The organism is Castellaniella defragrans (assembly GCF_014203015.1).
Classification (GTDB): Bacteria; Pseudomonadota; Gammaproteobacteria; order Burkholderiales; family Burkholderiaceae_B; genus Castellaniella; species Castellaniella defragrans.
In genome coordinates this window covers 119,969-135,349 of record NZ_JACHIB010000007.1, presented here as the reverse complement: position 1 = coordinate 135,349, position 15,381 = coordinate 119,969, and the positions used below count along the sequence as shown (strand labels likewise).

13 protein-coding genes are annotated in these 15,381 nt (G+C 69.7%); 5 read left to right on the top strand and 8 right to left on the bottom strand.

Annotated elements, in window-relative coordinates; all coding sequences use genetic code 11:
- Positions 1-2 precede the first annotated feature (2 nt).
- Positions 3-1,289, top strand: a complete 1,287-nt coding sequence (locus HNR28_RS07495; protein ID WP_151024023.1) for an L-fuconate dehydratase — start codon at positions 3-5, stop codon at positions 1,287-1,289.
- Positions 1,290-1,376: 87 nt separating this feature from the next.
- Here HNR28_RS07495 and HNR28_RS07490 read toward each other — a convergent pair whose 3' ends face one another.
- Entirely contained in the window at positions 1,377-2,234 is an 858-nt protein-coding gene (locus HNR28_RS07490; RefSeq protein WP_151024022.1) for a fumarylacetoacetate hydrolase family protein, read from the bottom strand.
- Between the two features lie 25 nt (positions 2,235-2,259).
- The gene (locus HNR28_RS07485; RefSeq protein WP_151024021.1) at positions 2,260-3,006 is read right to left on the bottom strand and encodes an SDR family oxidoreductase; all 747 of its coding nucleotides are present in this window, start codon (positions 3,004-3,006) and stop codon (positions 2,260-2,262) included.
- Positions 3,007-3,466: 460 nt separating this feature from the next.
- On the opposite strand from HNR28_RS07485, the gene HNR28_RS07480 reads away from it, so the two are divergent.
- Both HNR28_RS07480 and HNR28_RS07475 read left to right on the top strand, forming a co-directional pair.
- On the top strand, positions 3,467-4,279 hold the full coding sequence (locus HNR28_RS07480) for an IclR family transcriptional regulator (RefSeq protein WP_151024019.1): 813 nt from the start codon (positions 3,467-3,469) through the stop codon (positions 4,277-4,279).
- Positions 4,280-4,559: 280 nt separating this feature from the next.
- A complete protein-coding gene (locus tag HNR28_RS07475; RefSeq protein ID WP_151024018.1) occupies positions 4,560-5,222 on the top strand; it encodes an SGNH/GDSL hydrolase family protein in 663 nt (220 codons plus the stop codon).
- 110 nt (positions 5,223-5,332) lie between these two features.
- Here the strand turns inward: HNR28_RS07475 and HNR28_RS07470 are convergent, their stop codons facing one another.
- Positions 5,333-6,778: an NAD-dependent succinate-semialdehyde dehydrogenase gene (locus tag HNR28_RS07470; protein WP_151024017.1), complete on the bottom strand. Its 1,446-nt coding sequence runs from the start codon at positions 6,776-6,778 to the stop codon at positions 5,333-5,335.
- A gap of 178 nt (positions 6,779-6,956) precedes the next feature.
- On the opposite strand from HNR28_RS07470, the gene HNR28_RS07465 reads away from it, so the two are divergent.
- Positions 6,957-8,210, top strand: a complete 1,254-nt coding sequence (locus HNR28_RS07465) for a PQQ-dependent sugar dehydrogenase (RefSeq protein ID WP_151024016.1) — start codon at positions 6,957-6,959, stop codon at positions 8,208-8,210.
- A gap of 66 nt (positions 8,211-8,276) precedes the next feature.
- On the opposite strand, the gene HNR28_RS07460 is transcribed toward HNR28_RS07465, so the two are convergent.
- From HNR28_RS07460 to HNR28_RS07440, 5 genes are all read right to left on the bottom strand, one after another.
- Positions 8,277-9,533 carry an MFS transporter gene (locus HNR28_RS07460; protein ID WP_043680217.1) on the bottom strand — a complete coding sequence of 419 codons (1,257 nt, stop codon included), beginning with the start codon at positions 9,531-9,533 and terminating at the stop codon, positions 8,277-8,279.
- A 136-nt stretch (positions 9,534-9,669) separates the two neighbouring features.
- Positions 9,670-10,878 (bottom strand): 3-oxoadipyl-CoA thiolase, encoded by a 1,209-nt coding sequence (gene pcaF / locus HNR28_RS07455; protein WP_151024015.1) that lies wholly within the window; start codon positions 10,876-10,878, stop codon positions 9,670-9,672.
- Positions 10,875-11,717, bottom strand: a complete 843-nt coding sequence (locus HNR28_RS07450; protein WP_151024014.1) for an amidohydrolase family protein — start codon at positions 11,715-11,717, stop codon at positions 10,875-10,877. The genes pcaF and HNR28_RS07450 overlap by 4 nt, the downstream gene beginning before the upstream one ends.
- A 47-nt stretch (positions 11,718-11,764) precedes the next feature.
- Positions 11,765-13,438: a (2,3-dihydroxybenzoyl)adenylate synthase gene (locus HNR28_RS07445; RefSeq protein ID WP_151024013.1), complete on the bottom strand. Its 1,674-nt coding sequence runs from the start codon at positions 13,436-13,438 to the stop codon at positions 11,765-11,767.
- Positions 13,439-13,455: 17 nt separating this feature from the next.
- Complete coding sequence (locus HNR28_RS07440; RefSeq protein ID WP_151024012.1) at positions 13,456-14,217, bottom strand: SDR family NAD(P)-dependent oxidoreductase; 762 nt, start codon at positions 14,215-14,217, stop codon at positions 13,456-13,458.
- Between the two features lie 281 nt (positions 14,218-14,498).
- On the opposite strand from HNR28_RS07440, the gene HNR28_RS07435 reads away from it, so the two are divergent.
- Positions 14,499-15,380, top strand: coding sequence for a LysR substrate-binding domain-containing protein (locus HNR28_RS07435; RefSeq protein WP_151024011.1), 882 nt, complete (start codon positions 14,499-14,501; stop codon positions 15,378-15,380).
- The last annotated feature ends 1 nt before the right edge of the window (position 15,381 follow it).

Sequence of the window (15,381 nt, the reverse complement as noted above, 5' to 3'; positions counted from 1 at the left end):
CCATGACCCTCATCCAATCCATCGAAGTACTGGACGTCCGCTTCCCGACGTCCGCGCATCTGGACGGCTCGGATGCCATGAACCCGGACCCGGACTACTCGGCCGCCTACGCCATCCTGCGCACGGACGTCGATGGGCTGGAGGGCCATGGCCTGACCTTCACCATCGGGCGCGGCACGGAAATCTGCTGCGCCGCGATCGAAGCCCTCAAGCCCCGGCTGATCGGCCTGGACCTGGACTGGATCACCGAGGACATGGGCCGCTTCTGGCGCCACATGACCTCGGACAGCCAGCTGCGCTGGATCGGCCCCGACAAGGGCGCCATCCACCTGGCCACCGCCGCGCTGGTCAACGCCGTCTGGGATCTCTGGGCCAAGGCCGAGGGCAAGCCGGTCTGGCGGCTGGTGGCCGACATGACGCCGGAGCAGCTCGTCCGGCTGATCGACTTCCGCTACATCACCGACTGCGTCACGCCGGACGAGGCGCTCGAACTGCTGACGCAGCGGGCCGCCGGCAAGGCCGGGCGCCTGGCGGAGCTGGAGCGCGACGGCTATCCCTGCTACACGACCTCGGCCGGCTGGCTGGGCTACGACGACGACAAGCTGCGCCGCCTGGCCACGCAGGCCGTGCAGGCCGGCTTCTCGCACATCAAGCTCAAGGTGGGGCGCGACCTGGAGGACGACATCCGCCGCGTGCGGATCGCCCGCGAGGTCCTGGGCGACGAGCGCCACCTGATGATCGACGCCAACCAGGTCTGGGAGGTCGATCAGGCCATCCCCTGGCTGGAGCGCCTGGCCTTCGCCAAGCCCTGGTTCATCGAGGAGCCCACCAGCCCGGACGACGTCGCGGGGCACCGGCGCATCCGCCAGGCCCTGCGGGGCCGCATGCAGGTCGCCACCGGCGAGATGTGCCAGAACCGCGTGATGTTCAAGCAGTTCATCATGGAATCGGCGGTGGACGTGGTGCAGATCGACGCCTGCCGGCTCGGCGGCGTCAACGAAGTGCTGGCCGTCATGCTGATGGCCGCCAAGCATGGACTGAAGGTCTGCCCCCATGCCGGCGGCGTGGGCCTGTGCGAATACGTCCAGCACCTGTCGATGATCGACTACCTGTGCTTCGCCGCCACCAAGGAAGGCCGCGTCATCGAATACGTGGACCACCTGCACGAGCACTTCGTCGATCCCTGCCGGATCCGGCGGGCCGCCTACATGCCGCCCACCCGGCCCGGCTATTCGATCGAGATGAAGCGGGACTCCCTGGAGCGCTACCGCTTCCGTCCCGCCCCGTGAGCCGGGCCGTGAGCCGCACTGGCGCCGCCGGCCCGCCCGGCCCCGGCGGGATCGGCGGGACCGGCCCCGCGATCGCCGGCGGACCGCTCAGTCGAGCAGCGCCGCATCCCAGGCCAGCACCTGCTGGCGCTGCTCGCCCAGGCCTTCGATGCCCAGCCGCACCGTGTCGCCCGCCTTCAGGTAGACCGGCGGCTTCTGCCCCAGGCCCACCCCCGGCGGCGTGCCGGTGGAGATGATGTCGCCCGGGTACAGGGTGGTGAAGCGGCTGATGTAATGCACCAGCGCGGCCACGTCGAAGATCATGGTGCGGCTGTTGCCGTCCTGGTAGCGCCGGCCGTTGACTTCCAGCCACATGGCCAGGTTCTGCGGGTCGGCGATCTCGTCGGCCGTCACCAGCCAGGGGCCCACGGGCCCGAAGGTGTCGCAGCCCTTGCCCTTGTCCCAGGTGCCGCCGCGCTCCAGCTGGTATTCGCGCTCGGACACGTCGTTGATGACGCAGTAGCCGGCCACGTGCGACAGCGCATCCCCCTTGGACACGTAGCGCGCCTTGCTGCCGATCACCACGCCCAGCTCGACTTCCCAGTCGGTCTTGACCGAGCCCTGGGGCAGGACGATGGGATCGTTGGCCCCCGAGGGGCGCGACCACTTGTTGAACAGCACAGGCTCCGCGGGCACCTCGGCGCCGGTCTCGGCGGCGTGGTCGCTGTAGTTCAGGCCCACGCAGAGGAACTTGCCCGGGCCGCGGAACGGCACGCCGATCCGGCCCGGGGCCTCGACCAGCGGCAGCGATGCCGGATCGACCGCCCGCAGGGCGGCCAGCGCGGCGGGCCGCAAGGTCTCGGCCGTGATGTCGTCGATGACGGGAGACAGATCGCGGATGCGGCCCCGGGCATCGACCAGGGCCGGCTTTTCCTGGCCCACCGGGCCGTGGCGCAACAGTTTCATTCGTATTCTCCTGGAACGGACGGGGTCAGTTGGTCCAGCCGCCGTCGATGATGTGGATGGTACCGGTCGTGTAGCCGGATTCGTCGCCGGCCAGATGGACGGCCAGCGCGGCGATTTCCTCGGGGGTGCCCAGGCGGCCGATGGGCTGGCGCGCCACGAAGGCGTCGCGCACCTGGTCGAGGGAGGCGGTCTGCGCCTGCGCCTGGGCCCGCATGCGCGCGCGCAGCGACGGCGATTCGACCGTGCCCGGGCAGATGGCGTTGCAGCGGATGCCGCGGCCCACGAAGTCGGCCGCGATGGCCTTGCTCAGGCCGATGACCGCCGCCTTGGTCGTGCCGTACACGAAGCGGTTGGGCACCCCCTTGACGCTGGAGGCGACCGACGAGACGTTGACGATGGAGCCCGCGCCCTTGTCGAGCATGCCCGGCAGCACGGCGCGGCACATTTCATACATGGACGTGACGTTCAGCCCGAACGAGAAATCCCAGGCCGCGCGGCTGCATTCGAGGATGGAGCCGCTGTCCACGTAGCCGGCGCAGTTGAAGAGCACGTCGACCGGGCCGACTTCGGCCACCAGCGCGGCGATGGCCGCCGGATCCGTGACGTCGAGCCTGCGCGTCTCGCAGCCGGCCAGCGCGCGCAGCGCATCTTCGTCGATGTCGGTGGCGATGACGCGGGCGCCCTCGCCCAGGAAGCGCTGCGCCGTGGCCTTGCCGATGCCATTGCCCGCCGCGGTGACGAGGGCGGTTTTTCCGGAAAGACGAGCTGCCATTGTTCATGCTCCTTGTCGTGCGAACCGGACGGCCCCAGGCACGTCCCTGGATCGGGCGGCCGGCTCGGTGAGTGGTGAGAGGCGGAACCCATTTCCTCTTATGAAAATGGATTTCTTATTTGAATGAGACTCTATGTTCATCGATGGGCCGTTTGTTGACAACGAGATCACGCTGTTTTCCGTTCGGTGTTTACCCTATAAAACGTAAATTTTCAGGAAAAATGACGTTAAATGACGTTTCTTGTTTTCTATATGAACTTATAATTTTTCTGGTAAAACAAGATGACCGCTTGCCGATGACTGCTTGCCGATGACCGCTTGCCGATGACCGCTTGCCGATGACCGCTTGCCGATGACCGCTTGCCGATGACCGCTTGCCGATGACCGATACGGCTGCCGCCAGGAACGCCGCATGAAGGCCATGCGGCGGCCCCCTGTTCAACCGGGAACGACGCCTCCAATGGACACGACCGATCCGCCGGACGATCCGGCCCCCGCCGGCGCAAGCCTGCGCTACAGCGCGCCCGCCCTGGACAAGGGGCTGGACATCCTGGAAGTCCTCAGCAGGACGGAAGAAGGCTGCACGCTGAAGGAGCTGGCCGACGCCCTGAACCGCAACGTCAGCCAGATCTTCCGCATGGTGGTGGCATTGCACCGGCGCGGCTACATCCAGTCCGACGCCGGCGACCGCTACACGCTCACGCTGAAGATGTTCTGCCTGGCGCACCGCCAGCCGCCCCTCAAGCGCATGATCCAGACGGCGCTGCCGCTGCTCGACGAACTGGCGCAACGGGCGCGCCAGTCCTGCCACCTGGCCGTGTACGAACGCGGCTGCAGCGTGGTCGTCGCCCAGGTCGACAGCCCCGAGCGCTGGTCCTTCGGGCTGAAGACCGGCGCGTTCATGGGGCTGACGGACACCTCCTCGGGGCACATCCTGCTGGCCTACCAGGACGAGATCGGCCGCGCCCGCATGCTGCGCAACCACATCAAGGTCGATGGCGAGCTCGACATGGACCCCGGCCACCTGCTGTCCCTGCTCGCCGACGTGCGGCGCGCGGGCTGCTCGCTGATGCCCAGCAAGCAGATCCAGGGCGTCACCAACATCGCCTTCCCCGTGTACGGCCTGAACCGCAAGGTGGTGGCCGCCGTCAACGTGCCCTACATCGCGCGCATCGACGCGGCCGCCGCCCCTTCCATCGAAGACGTCAAGCGCATCCAGGCCGACATCTGCGCGCGCCTGTCGCGCCGCCTGGGGGCCGACGAAGACGCCTGAGCGGCCCGCTGCGCGCACGCGCGGCGTTCTGGTGGTCCGGTGGTCCGGTGGTCCGGCGGTCCGCGTTCTGGAGGTCCGCGTTCTGGTGGCCGGTGGTCTGGCGGCCGGTGGTCCGGCGGTCCGCGTTCTGGTGGCCGGTGGTCTGGCGGCCGGCCGGGATCGGCGCCATAATGCGAGCCAGCGGTTCCGCAAGGCCGGCCGCAGGCGGCCCTCCTCGCCCGCTCGTCCGCGCAGACGCGCCTCCCCGGGCGGGCAGACTCACTCCGAAGGAAATCCCGACATGGTGACCACCCTCCTCGCCGGCCTGTCCATCCTCGTCATCGGCGACAGCCATCTGATCAGCGCGGGCAATCTCATCGACTCGCTGCACATGGGGCTGGAAGGCAAGGGCGCCAGGGTCCACACCGTGGGGGCCTGCGGTACCGAGCCGAGCGACTGGCTGGCGCCCGTCAAGAGCACCTGCGGGGCGGCCGAACGCGTCGGCAAGGGGCCGGTGAAAATCCTCGCGGCCGGCGCCGAGATCCCTTCCATCCAGACCCTGCTGGCCCGCGAGAAGCCGCGGCTGCTGCTCATCGTCATGGGCGACACCCTGGCCTCGTACCCGAAGCCCAGCTTCCCCAAGGCCTGGGCCTGGCAGCAGGTCAGCGCCCTGACCAAGGCCGTGTCGGCCACCGGCACCGCCTGCCTGTGGATCGGTCCGGCCTGGGGCCAGGACGGCGGCAAGTACGGCAAGACCGACGCCCGCGTGAAGCTCGTCTCGGCGTTCCTCGCCGGCAACGTGGCCCCCTGCGGCTACATCGACTCGCTGAAGCTGTCCAGGCCCGGCGCCTGGACCACGGTGGACGGCGTGCACTTCAACCGGGCCGGCTACGCGGCCTGGGGCCACGCCCTGACGCAGCAGCTCGAACAGTCCCCCGTGCTCAAGACCCTCGAAAAGCGCTGAATTCCTGGATCGGGCGACCCGGGCGACGACCGCGCGGTCCGCTGTCCGCACGGCCCGCCGTGCGCGCGGCCCGGCGGCCGAAGCGCGCCCGGCCCGCGCCGGGCAAGGCCTCAGACCCCCACCGCCGACACCGCCTTGGTGTTCAGGTAGGCCTCCAGCGCCTCGGGGCCGCCTTCCGTGCCGTAACCCGAATCCTTGACCCCGCCGAAGGGCAGCTCGGCCGAGGGCGTGGCCGGCTGGTTGATCCACAGCATGCCGGCCTCGACCCGGCTCATCAGTTGCTGCGCGTTGCGCAGCGAACGGGTGAAGGCATAGGCGGCCAGGCCGTAGGACAGGCGGTTGGCCTCGGCGATGGCCTCGTCCAGGCGGTCGAAGGCGCGGATGCCCGCCACCGGGCCGAAAGGCTCGTTGTTGAACAGGTCGGCCTCGGTGGTGAGCCCGGCGATGATGGTCGGGGCGAAGAAATTGCCCGCCTCGCCGACGCGCGCGCCGCCCGTCAGGACCTCGGCGCCGCGCCGGCGGGCGTCCTCGACCACCTTGTCCATGGCGGCGATGCGGCGCGCATTGGCCAGCGGCCCGAGGGTGGTGCCTTCGGCCAGGCCGTCGCCCAGCTTGAGGGACTCGGCGCGGCGCACGAAGGCGCGGGTGAATTCATCGACCAGGCTGCTGTGCACCAGGAAGCGCGTGGGCGAGATGCAGACCTGCCCGGCGTTGCGGAACTTGCTGGCGGCGGAGATCTTGACCGCCAGCTCGACGTCGGCGTCCTCGGCGACGATCACCGGCGCATGGCCGCCCAGTTCCATGGAAACCCGCTTCATGTGGGCGCCCGCCAGCGCGGCCAGCTGCTTGCCGACCGGCGTGGAGCCGGTGAAGGTGACCTTGCGGATGACCGGATGCGGGATCAGGTAGCCGGAGATTTCCGCCGGGTTGCCGTACACCAGGCCCACCACGCCGGGCGGCAGGCCGGCGTCCACGAAGGCCTGCAGCAGCGCGGCCGGCGAGGCCGGGGTTTCCTCCGGCGCCTTGCACAGGAAGGAGCAGCCGGTCGCCAGCGCGGCGGCCAGCTTGCGCACCACCTGGTTGATGGGGAAATTCCAGGGCGTGAAGGCGGCCACCGGTCCCACGGGCTCCTTGATGACCAGCTGCAGGGCCGAGAGATTGCGCGACGGCACAATGCGGCCGTACACCCGCAGCGCCTCGTCGGCGAACCATTCGATGATCGTGGCGCCGGCCAGGGTCTCGGCCCGCGCCTCGGCGAGCGGCTTGCCCTGCTCCAGGGTCAGCAGGCGGGCGACGTCCTCCGCGCGCTCGCGCAGCAGGCCGGCCGCGCGCCGCATCACGGCGGCGCGGTCGTGCGCCGAGGTGTCGCGCCAGGTCTCGAAGCCCCGCTGGGCGGCGGCCAGCGCGCGGTCCAGGTCGGGGATGCCGGCGTGGGCCACCCGGCCGATTACCTGGCCGGTGGCCGGATTGAGCACGTCGAGCGTCCGGCCGTCGGCCGCATCGACCCATTGGTTGTCGATCAGGAGCCGGGTATCGGGATAGGCAGGGGTCGTCATCGCGGAAGTCGTCATCGTTCGGAACCGGTGGATTGAAAGGGGAAGGGGACGGGATGCCGTCCGTTCAATCGAGTATAGCCCCCCGACGGCCCCCGGCGCGGCCTCTTGATGCCGGCCCGCGCGCCGACTATAAAACTGGAATGGACACCCGGCCGGACGCCCCCCGAAAGGCATGCACATGACACGTTTTTCCGCCCTCCCCGCCGCGCTCGCGCTGGCCGCGCTGCTGGCCGCGGCGGCGCCCGCCGCACGCTGCGCCGCGCCGCAGGGCGCCGGCCTCCGCGGCACGGCTCCGGAAAGCGCATCCCCGGACCAGGCCGCCTCCAAAAGCGCCGCCCCGGAAAATGCCGCCCCGGAAAACGCCGCCGCGCAAAACGCCGGCCCCCTGCCGGCGCAGGCCGACGCCCCGTTCGCGGTCCGGCGGATCGCCGCCTTCGACCGCCCCTGGGCGATCGCCTTCCTGCCCGACGGGCGCCTGGTCCTCACCGAAAAGGCCGGCCGCATGTTCCTCGTCACGCAGGCCGGCGCCAAAACCGCCATCGACGGCGTGCCGGCGGCCTACGACCGGGGCCAGAACGGCATGCTGGACGTGGCCCCCTCGCCGGACTTCACCCGCGACCGCCTGCTCTATTTCACCCGCGTGGCGCCCGAAAAGGGCGGCGGCGCGCTGATCCTGGCCCGCGCCCGGCTGGACGAATCCGGCGGCCGCGCGCGGCTGAGCGAGCTGACGACCCTGTGGCGCCAGCGGCCCGCCAGCCGGGGCGGCCAGCCCGGCGGCATCATCGCCTTCTCGCCCGACGGCCGCCATCTCTTCCTGACCGTCGGCGACCGGATGGAGCCCGACACCGCCCAGGACCCCGAGGCCGCGCGGGGCAAGATCCTGCGCCTGAACCCGGACGGCTCCGCGCCGCCGGACAACCCCATGGCGGAGCAGGCCGGCATCCGCGCACTGACCTGGAGCACGGGCCACCGCAACGCCTACGGCCTGGCCTTCGCGCCCGACGGCACGCTCTGGGAACACGAAATGGGGCCGCGCGGCGGCGACGAGCTGAACCGCATCCGGCCCGGCGGCAACTACGGCTGGCCGGAAGTCTCGAACGGCGACCAGTACAGCGGCTGGCCCATCCCCCGGCACGCCACCCGCCCCGAATTCGACGCGCCCAGCCTCTACTGGACCCCGGTGATCGCCCCGGCCGGCCTGGCGTTCTACCGGGGGACGGCATTCCCCGCCTGGCAGGGCTCGGCCCTGATCGGCGGCCTGCGCGCCGAAGGCCTGGTACGGGTGGCGTTCGGCAAGGACGGCATCCCCCGCCAGGCGGACCGCTGGTCGCTGGACCGGCGCATCCGCGACGTGGCGGTAGCCGCCGACGGCGCGGTCTGGCTGATCGAGGACGGCTCCGGCGCGGGCTTGCTGCGGCTCACGGCGAAGTGAACGGGCGCCGCCCCGGACGCCGCCGGATCCGCGCGGATCCGGGGCAGCGCGCGCGGGGCCGGTGGTTCAGGCCATGTCCACGGACGCCACCCGCTCCGGCCGCCGGCTCAGCATCACCATCAGCAGGCACGCGACCGCGAGCCCCGCCATCGAGACCAGCAAAAAGGGCTCGTAGCTGCCGCTGACGCGGAAGGCCTGTCCCATGAGAAAGGGGCCGAACCCGGAAGCGAACATGAAGATCGCGAAGAAATAGCCGTAGATCTCACCGAATGCCCGCCGGCCGAAGTAGCGCGACTGCATGAAGGCGATCAGGTCGATTTCGGCCCCCAGCCCCAGCCCGATCAAGACGGCCGCCATCAGGCCGGCAGACGCGCCATGGTCCAGCAGCAGGAGCGCCTGGCCGGCCAGGGGCAGGCAAAAGAACAGGATCGCCACATGGGGCGCCGGGCAGCGGTCCAGCATCCATCCGGCGAATATCCGGCCGACGAGCAGGGACAGGCCCGCCGTGCTGATCGCCGTCGCGGCGGCCTGCGGCGACACGCCGCGGTCCACCAGCAGGGGCACGATATGGGCGATGGTGCCGGACACCGCCAGGGCCACCAGGAAGAAGGCGCCCGCCATCGTCCAGAAGATGCCGCTCGAACGCGCCTGCCGGGCGGACCAGCCGGGCAGGGCCGCCGCTTCGGCCGCATCCGCCTGCGCCGACACCGCCGACACGCAGGCCGCGCCGCTTCCCGCCCGCGGCACGACCATCAGCCGGAACGCCGGCAGGGCGATCAGGGCGGTGATCGCCCCCAATCCCACATAGGCGCCCCGCCAGCCAAACTGATTGAGCAGCCACTGGGCCACCATGGGCATGAGCATCGTCCCGAGGCCGACCCCGGCCGCCGCCACGCCCAGCGCCAGGCCGCGCTGCCGGTCGAACGCGGCGGTAATCGCCTTGCTGTAGGCCAGCGGCGTCTGCCCGGCGGCGAACACCCCCGCCAGGAAATAGAGCAGGATCAGGGTGGCCACCGAGTGGGCGAGCCATCCGCAGGCCGCCATCAGCAGCGCGAATGCCAGGATGCAGAAGGAGCCCACTCGCCGCACGCCATGGCGGTCCATCAGGCGCCCGATCCACGGCGTCGCCACGCCGGTCGTCACCAGCCCGACCAGCAGCGCGGTGGAGATGCTGCCGCGATCGGTCCCCAGCGCCTCGCTCAGGGGAATGATCAGGACCCCGAAGGTGAACTGCATGACGGGACCGTTGCCCACGATCAGGGCCAGGCAGGCGCCAATGGCGATCTGCCAGGGCGCGTGCGCGCCGTCTCGATATGAATGCATGGTTGTCTCCTCGTGATTGGGATGATGTCGTTATCGGATGCGATCGGATGCGGCAGGCCCGGCGCGGCACGGCCACGCCGGGAAGAAGGCGCGTTCCTAAAGCAGCATTTCTTGCGTCATGCCGGGGCTCTCCTGTTCAGACACGCTCGAAGGCCAGCGCGATGCCCTGCCCCACGCCGATGCACATGGTGCACAGCGCCCGCCGCCCGCCGGTCCTCTGCAGCTGGCGCAGCGCCGTCAGCGCCAGGCGCACGCCCGACATGCCCAGGGGATGGCCGAAGGCGATGGCACCGCCATTGGGGTTCACATGCTCGGCGTCGTCGGGCAGGCCCAGCTGGCGCAGGACGGCCAGGCCCTGCGCGGCGAAGGCCTCGTTGAGCTCGATCACGTCGAAATCGGCGATGCGCAGGCCCGTCTGCCGCAGCAGCTTGCGCACCGCCGGCACGGGGCCCAGGCCCATCACGCGCGGGGCCACGCCGGCCGTGGCGATGCCGGTCACGCGGGCCAGCGGTTCGAGGCCGGCCTGCGCGGCTCCAATCTCGCTGGCCACCAGCAGCGCGGCAGCGCCGTCGTTGACGCCGGAGGAGTTGCCGGCCGTGACCGTGCCATCGCGGCGGAAGGCCGGCTTGAGCCGGGCCAGGGTGTCGGGCGTGGTGTCGGGCCGCGGATGCTCGTCCTGGCCGAAGAGGATGGTCTCGCTCCGCCCGGCGGGACACCGGACCGGGATGATCTCGCCCTCGAAAAGACCCGCCGCCACGGCCCTGGCGGCGCGCTGCTGGCTGCGCAGCGCGAACGCGTCCTGGTCCGCCCGCGAAACGCCCTGCTCTTCGGCGACGTTCTCGGCCGTCTCGCCCATGGCGTCGATGCCGTACAGTTCCCTCATGCGCGGGTTGACGAAACGCCAGCCGATGGTGGAATCGTGGATCTCGGCCTGGCGGCTGAAGGCGGCAACGGCCTTGGGTATGACCAGCGGGGCGCGGCTCATGCTTTCCACGCCCCCGGCAATCGCCAGATCGAGCTGGCCCATGCCGATGCCGCGCGCCGCGCCGGCAATGGCTTCCAGGCCCGAGCCGCACAGCCGGTTCACGGTGGCCGCGGCCACCGTGACGGGCAGGCCGGCCAGCAGCGCGCTCATGCGGGCCACATTGCGATTGTCCTCGCCCGCCTGGTTGACGCAGCCGAAGTAGACCTCCTCCAGCCGCTCCCAGTCCAGGCGCGGATGACGCGCCATCAGGGCCTGCAGCGGGACGGCGCCGAGATCGTCGGTGCGCACGCCCGCGAGCGCGCCGCCGTAGCGGCCGATGGGGGTGCGCACGCCATCGCAGAGATAGGCGGCGCGGCTCATAGTCCCAGCACCCGTTCGGCATTGCCGTGCATCACCTTCTCCATCACGGCGTCGCCGTAGCCCAGTTCGTCCCATTCGCGCAGGATGCGCTCGTAGGGCAGGCTGGGATAATCGCTGCCGAACATGATCTTGTCCTGCAGCCGGCCGCGTATGTCCACCTTGAGGTTGCCCGGGAAATGCTTGGGCGCCCAGCCCGACATCTCCCAGTACACATTGCCCTTGTGCAGCGCCACGGCGGTGGCCTCGTCCACCCAGGGCCAGCCGGGGTGGGCCATGATGATCCGCAGGTTCGGGAAATCCGCCGCCAGATCGTCGATGGCGCCCGGGTGGGCATGGCGGATGCGGGCGCCATGGCCGCCGGGCATGCCGGCGCCCATGCCGGTGGTGCCGACGTCGATCATCACCGCCGCTCCCAGCGCATCGATTTCCTCGAACAAGGGGTAGTAGCGCCGGTCGTTCACCGCGAAGTGCTGCATGATGGGGTGGAAGTGGAAGCCGATGAAGCCCAGTTCGGTCACGGCCTTCCTCGCCTGGCGGATGGCGATCTCGCCCTTGGCCGGCTCCACCGCGCCCCAGCACTGCAGGATGCGCCCGGGATGGCGTTTCCAGATGTCGTGCACGTACTCGTTGGTGCAGGGCGGACTGGCCACGGTGGTCTCCAGATCCAGGGCCACCAGGCAGGCCTCGACGCCGGCCGCCGCGAACTCCTGGATCACGCCCTCTTCAGGTTTGCCCACCCAGTCGCGTTTCCAGTAGGTGGCCAGCGCTTCGGGATAGGGGCCCTGGGCGTCGATCCAGGCGGGTGTGCCGGGGTAGCAATGCAGGTCGATGATGCGCATGTGCAAGTCTCTTTCTGAAAGGGGGGAATGAGGAATCGCGGAGCGGCTCAGCCCGCCGCGGCGGCGCGGGCCTCGTCGGCCAGCCGGGCGGCGATCCATTCGCCCAGCGTCTTCTTGGACACCTTGCCGAAGGTGGACACCGGAAAGTCCGGCAGCACCTCCAGGCGTTCGGGCAGCTTGAACCGGGCGATCTCGTGCGCCTTCAGGAAAGCCGTCAGCGCCGGCAGATCCAGCGCCGCGCCCTGCTTGAGCACCACATAGGCGCACATCTTTTCCCCCATGGCGGCGTCCGGCATGGGAACGCAGGCGACGTTCTGCACGGCCGGGTGCATGAGGATCAGGTTCTCGACCTCTTCCGCGCTGATCTTCTCGCCGCCTCGGTTGATCAGGTCCTTCTTGCGGCCCTCGACGATGTAGTTGCCCGAGGGATGCCTGCGCATCAGGTCCCCCGAGCGGTAGAAGCCGTCGGGGGTGAACTGGCGCGCGTTGTACTCGGGCACGCCGAAGTATCCCCGCAGGGTGTAGGGACCGCGGCAGGCAAGCTCGCCCACCTCGCCATCGGGCACCTCGCGCCCCTCGTCGTCGATCAGCAGCACCTCGTCGTCGGGGCAGACCGGGCGGCCGCAGGTCTGCAGCTGCACCTCCTCGTCGTCGTCCGGGCGCACGAACATCAGCAGGCCCTCGCTCATGCCGAAGTTTTCCTGCACGAAGGCGTTGCGAAAGAGCTGGCGCGTGCGCAGGCGCACCTCCGGCTGCATGCGCTGGCCGCCGCTCTGGATCTGGCGCACGGAATCCAGCCGGGCACCGGCGGCGGCCGGATCGTTGATCAGGCGGATCAGCAAGGCCGGCACCACCTTCAGGTGCGTGACGCCGTGCCGCTCGATCAGGGCGAACATCTCCGCCGGCCGCGTATTGGCGTGCAGCACGACAGTGGCCCCCTGGAACAGGAAGCCCTGGATGCCCGGGCAGGCCAGCGGCAGATTGTGGGCGATCGGCAGGACCAGCAGCAGCACCGAATCGCCGGTCACGCCGGCCACCTCCGCGGCCACCCTGGAGTTGTAGGCATAGTCGTTGTTGGTGCGCGGGATCAGTTTGGGGATGCCCGTGGTGCCGCCCGAGAGCTGGAAGATGCAGGGATCGGCCGGATCGATGCGGATCTCGCGCAGCCGGGCGGCCGGCTGCGCGGCGGGCCGTTCGATCAATGCCCGCAGCGAATGCTCGCCGGGACCGGCCTCGCCCAGCACCAGGCGCAGCTGCAGGCAGGACTGCTCGGCCTGGATCCGCTCGATGACGGGAGCGAAGCGGAACTCTCCCCCCTGCTCGCGCACGGATGCGGGATAGACGCAGCAGCGCGCCTGCGCCAGACGCACGAACTGGCTGATCTCGGCATGGCGATGGGTGACCAGGGCCGCGATGGGGATGCAGCCCAGCTTCTGCAGCGCGAAGTACAGGATCACGAACTCCGCCACGTTGGGCAGCGTGGGCACGACCCGGTCCAGCGGCCGCAGGCCCAGCGCCAGCAGATTGAGCGCCAGGTTGTCGCTCAGGGCATCGAGCTGCGCATACGTGTAGCGGCGCTCGCCATCGATCAGGGCGATGCGCGGCGCATGACGCGCGAACACGGCCGAGAATTCCTGCGCCAGCGACCGATCGCGCCAATAGCCGCGCTCGCGGTAGCGCCTGGCGAAATCCTCGGGGAATGGGACGAATCCTTCAAGCATGATGCATACCCCCACAGTCAGGTCGAAGCCGAGAAGCCGCCGTCGATCACCACCACCTCGCCGGTGACGAAACGGTTGGCGGTCAGCAGGTTGAGCATCACCTCGGCGACGTCGTCGGCCGTCACGCAGCGGCGCAACGGCGTCAGCCGGGCACGCTTGCCCATCAGATCCTCGTACTTGTCGCCCAGCATCCGCTCCATCCACTCGCCTTCCATCCAGCCGGGCGCCACCGCGTTCACGCGAATGTCGGGCCCCAGGTTCCAGGCCAGGGTCCTGGTCAGATTGACCACGGCGGCCTTGCTGGCCGCATACGGCAGGGGCTGCGGCCCCGGGCGCAGGCCCACGATGCTGGCCGTGTTGACGATCGCCGGCCGCGTGCCTTTCCGCAGCAGCGGCACCGCGGCGCGGGTGACCTGGAAGGTGCCGCGCACATTGACGGCGAAGGTGCGGTCCCACTCTGCCATGTCCAGGCTCTCCAGGTCCTTGACCTTCCAGGTGGCGGTGGTCCCGGCATTGTTGACCAGGGCATCGAGATGCCCGAAAGCCTCGTCCACCGTGCCCATGACGCGGCGCACGGCGGCATCGTCGCTGACGTCGCATTGCAGCACCAGCGTCCGCGCCCCCAGCGCCTGCGCCTCGTCCGCCACCGTGGCGGCGGCCGCGGCGCTCGATCCATAGACGATCGCCACGTCGTAGCCGGCCCCGGCCAATGCGAGGACCGCGCTGCGGCCGATGCCCGTCGCCCCGCCCGTGACGAGCGCCTTGAGTCGTTGGTTCATGTCTTCCTCTCGATTGTTGGAAAAGACCTGCTTTCACGCCTGTACGAACGTCGGAGATCGGGCGGAGCAGTCGAAACCACTGTAATGACGCCGCCGCCTTGCCAGAAGATCGCAAAACCGGGCCGCTGATTCGATTTTGATATCTACCCAGAGAAAACCCTTAATGATTGTTATCGAAGGGCTGGGTAGATTGATGCAATGCCTTGGACGCAGGCGCCGCGCCGCCCCGCTTCCCGCATCCAATTTCCGCTTCTGATTCCCGCTTCCTTTTCCGCGCCGACATGAAACTCAACCAGCTCCGCGACCTGACCTGCATCGTCGAAAGCGGCAGCCTGCGCGCCGCCGCGCGCAGGCTGGGCGTCGCCCAGCCGCTGCTGACCCGCAGCATCAAAAGCCTGGAAAAGGAATTAGGGACGCCGCTGTTCGACCGGCAGCCCACGGGGATGGTCCTGACGCCGCTGGGGCAGCGCTTCTACGAACGGGCCAGGCTGGTGACAAACGAATTGCGGCGGGCGCAGGAAGAACTGCAGCAGGCGCAGGGAAACGCCACCGGCACGGTGACCGCGGGGCTCTCGATCATGCCGCACATGGGCATGCTGCCCCGGGCATTGCCGGCATTCAGGAGACGCTACCCCGCCGTCCGCATCCGCCTGATCGAGGGCCTGTTTCCGGACCTGCAGGAAGGCCTCTGGAAGGGCGAGATCGATTTCTACGTCGGCGTGACGCCCAGGCAGGTGCCGCCCGGCTTCATCCACGAACGCCTCTCGGGCAACACCAGGGCGGTCATGGCGCGCCGCGACCATCCGCTGCTCGGGGCCAGGACGCTCGCCGACCTCGCCCAGGCCGAATGGGCGCTGCCGGCGGCCGATTTCAACAACGAGCAGGACCTGACCCATATCTTCCTGGAGCGGGGCCTGCCCGCGCCCCGGGTCGCCCTGGAGGCATGCACGGCGCTGTCCATGATGGTGGCGCTGGCCAGCACCGACCTGCTGGCACTCCTGCCCGTGCAATGGACCGCGTTTTCTCCCCTGCGCGGGTGCCTGGAGCAGCTCAGGCTGGAAGAACTGCTGGTCGCGCCCGACATCTCGCTCATCCGCCGTAGCGAACTGCCGCTGACGCTGGCCGCCGATTATTTCTGCGATCTGCTGCGGCGGGAGATCTGAA

Excerpts from the sequence above, each read along its gene's own strand:
- HNR28_RS07495 (WP_151024023.1), top strand. The coding sequence starts at position 3 with ATGACCCTCATCCAATCCATCGAAGTACTGGACGTCCGCTTCCCGACG.
- HNR28_RS07490 (WP_151024022.1), bottom strand. The coding sequence starts at position 2,234 with ATGAAACTGTTGCGCCACGGCCCGGTGGGCCAGGAAAAGCCGGCCCTG.
- HNR28_RS07485 (WP_151024021.1), bottom strand. The coding sequence starts at position 3,006 with ATGGCAGCTCGTCTTTCCGGAAAAACCGCCCTCGTCACCGCGGCGGGC.
- HNR28_RS07480 (WP_151024019.1), top strand. The coding sequence starts at position 3,467 with ATGGACACGACCGATCCGCCGGACGATCCGGCCCCCGCCGGCGCAAGC.
- HNR28_RS07475 (WP_151024018.1), top strand. The coding sequence starts at position 4,560 with ATGGTGACCACCCTCCTCGCCGGCCTGTCCATCCTCGTCATCGGCGAC.
- HNR28_RS07470 (WP_151024017.1), bottom strand. The coding sequence starts at position 6,778 with ATGACGACCCCTGCCTATCCCGATACCCGGCTCCTGATCGACAACCAA.
- HNR28_RS07465 (WP_151024016.1), top strand. The coding sequence starts at position 6,957 with ATGACACGTTTTTCCGCCCTCCCCGCCGCGCTCGCGCTGGCCGCGCTG.
- HNR28_RS07460 (WP_043680217.1), bottom strand. The coding sequence starts at position 9,533 with ATGCATTCATATCGAGACGGCGCGCACGCGCCCTGGCAGATCGCCATT.
- pcaF (WP_151024015.1), bottom strand. The coding sequence starts at position 10,878 with ATGAGCCGCGCCGCCTATCTCTGCGATGGCGTGCGCACCCCCATCGGC.
- HNR28_RS07450 (WP_151024014.1), bottom strand. The coding sequence starts at position 11,717 with ATGCGCATCATCGACCTGCATTGCTACCCCGGCACACCCGCCTGGATC.
- HNR28_RS07445 (WP_151024013.1), bottom strand. The coding sequence starts at position 13,438 with ATGCTTGAAGGATTCGTCCCATTCCCCGAGGATTTCGCCAGGCGCTAC.
- HNR28_RS07440 (WP_151024012.1), bottom strand. The coding sequence starts at position 14,217 with ATGAACCAACGACTCAAGGCGCTCGTCACGGGCGGGGCGACGGGCATC.
- HNR28_RS07435 (WP_151024011.1), top strand. The coding sequence starts at position 14,499 with ATGAAACTCAACCAGCTCCGCGACCTGACCTGCATCGTCGAAAGCGGC.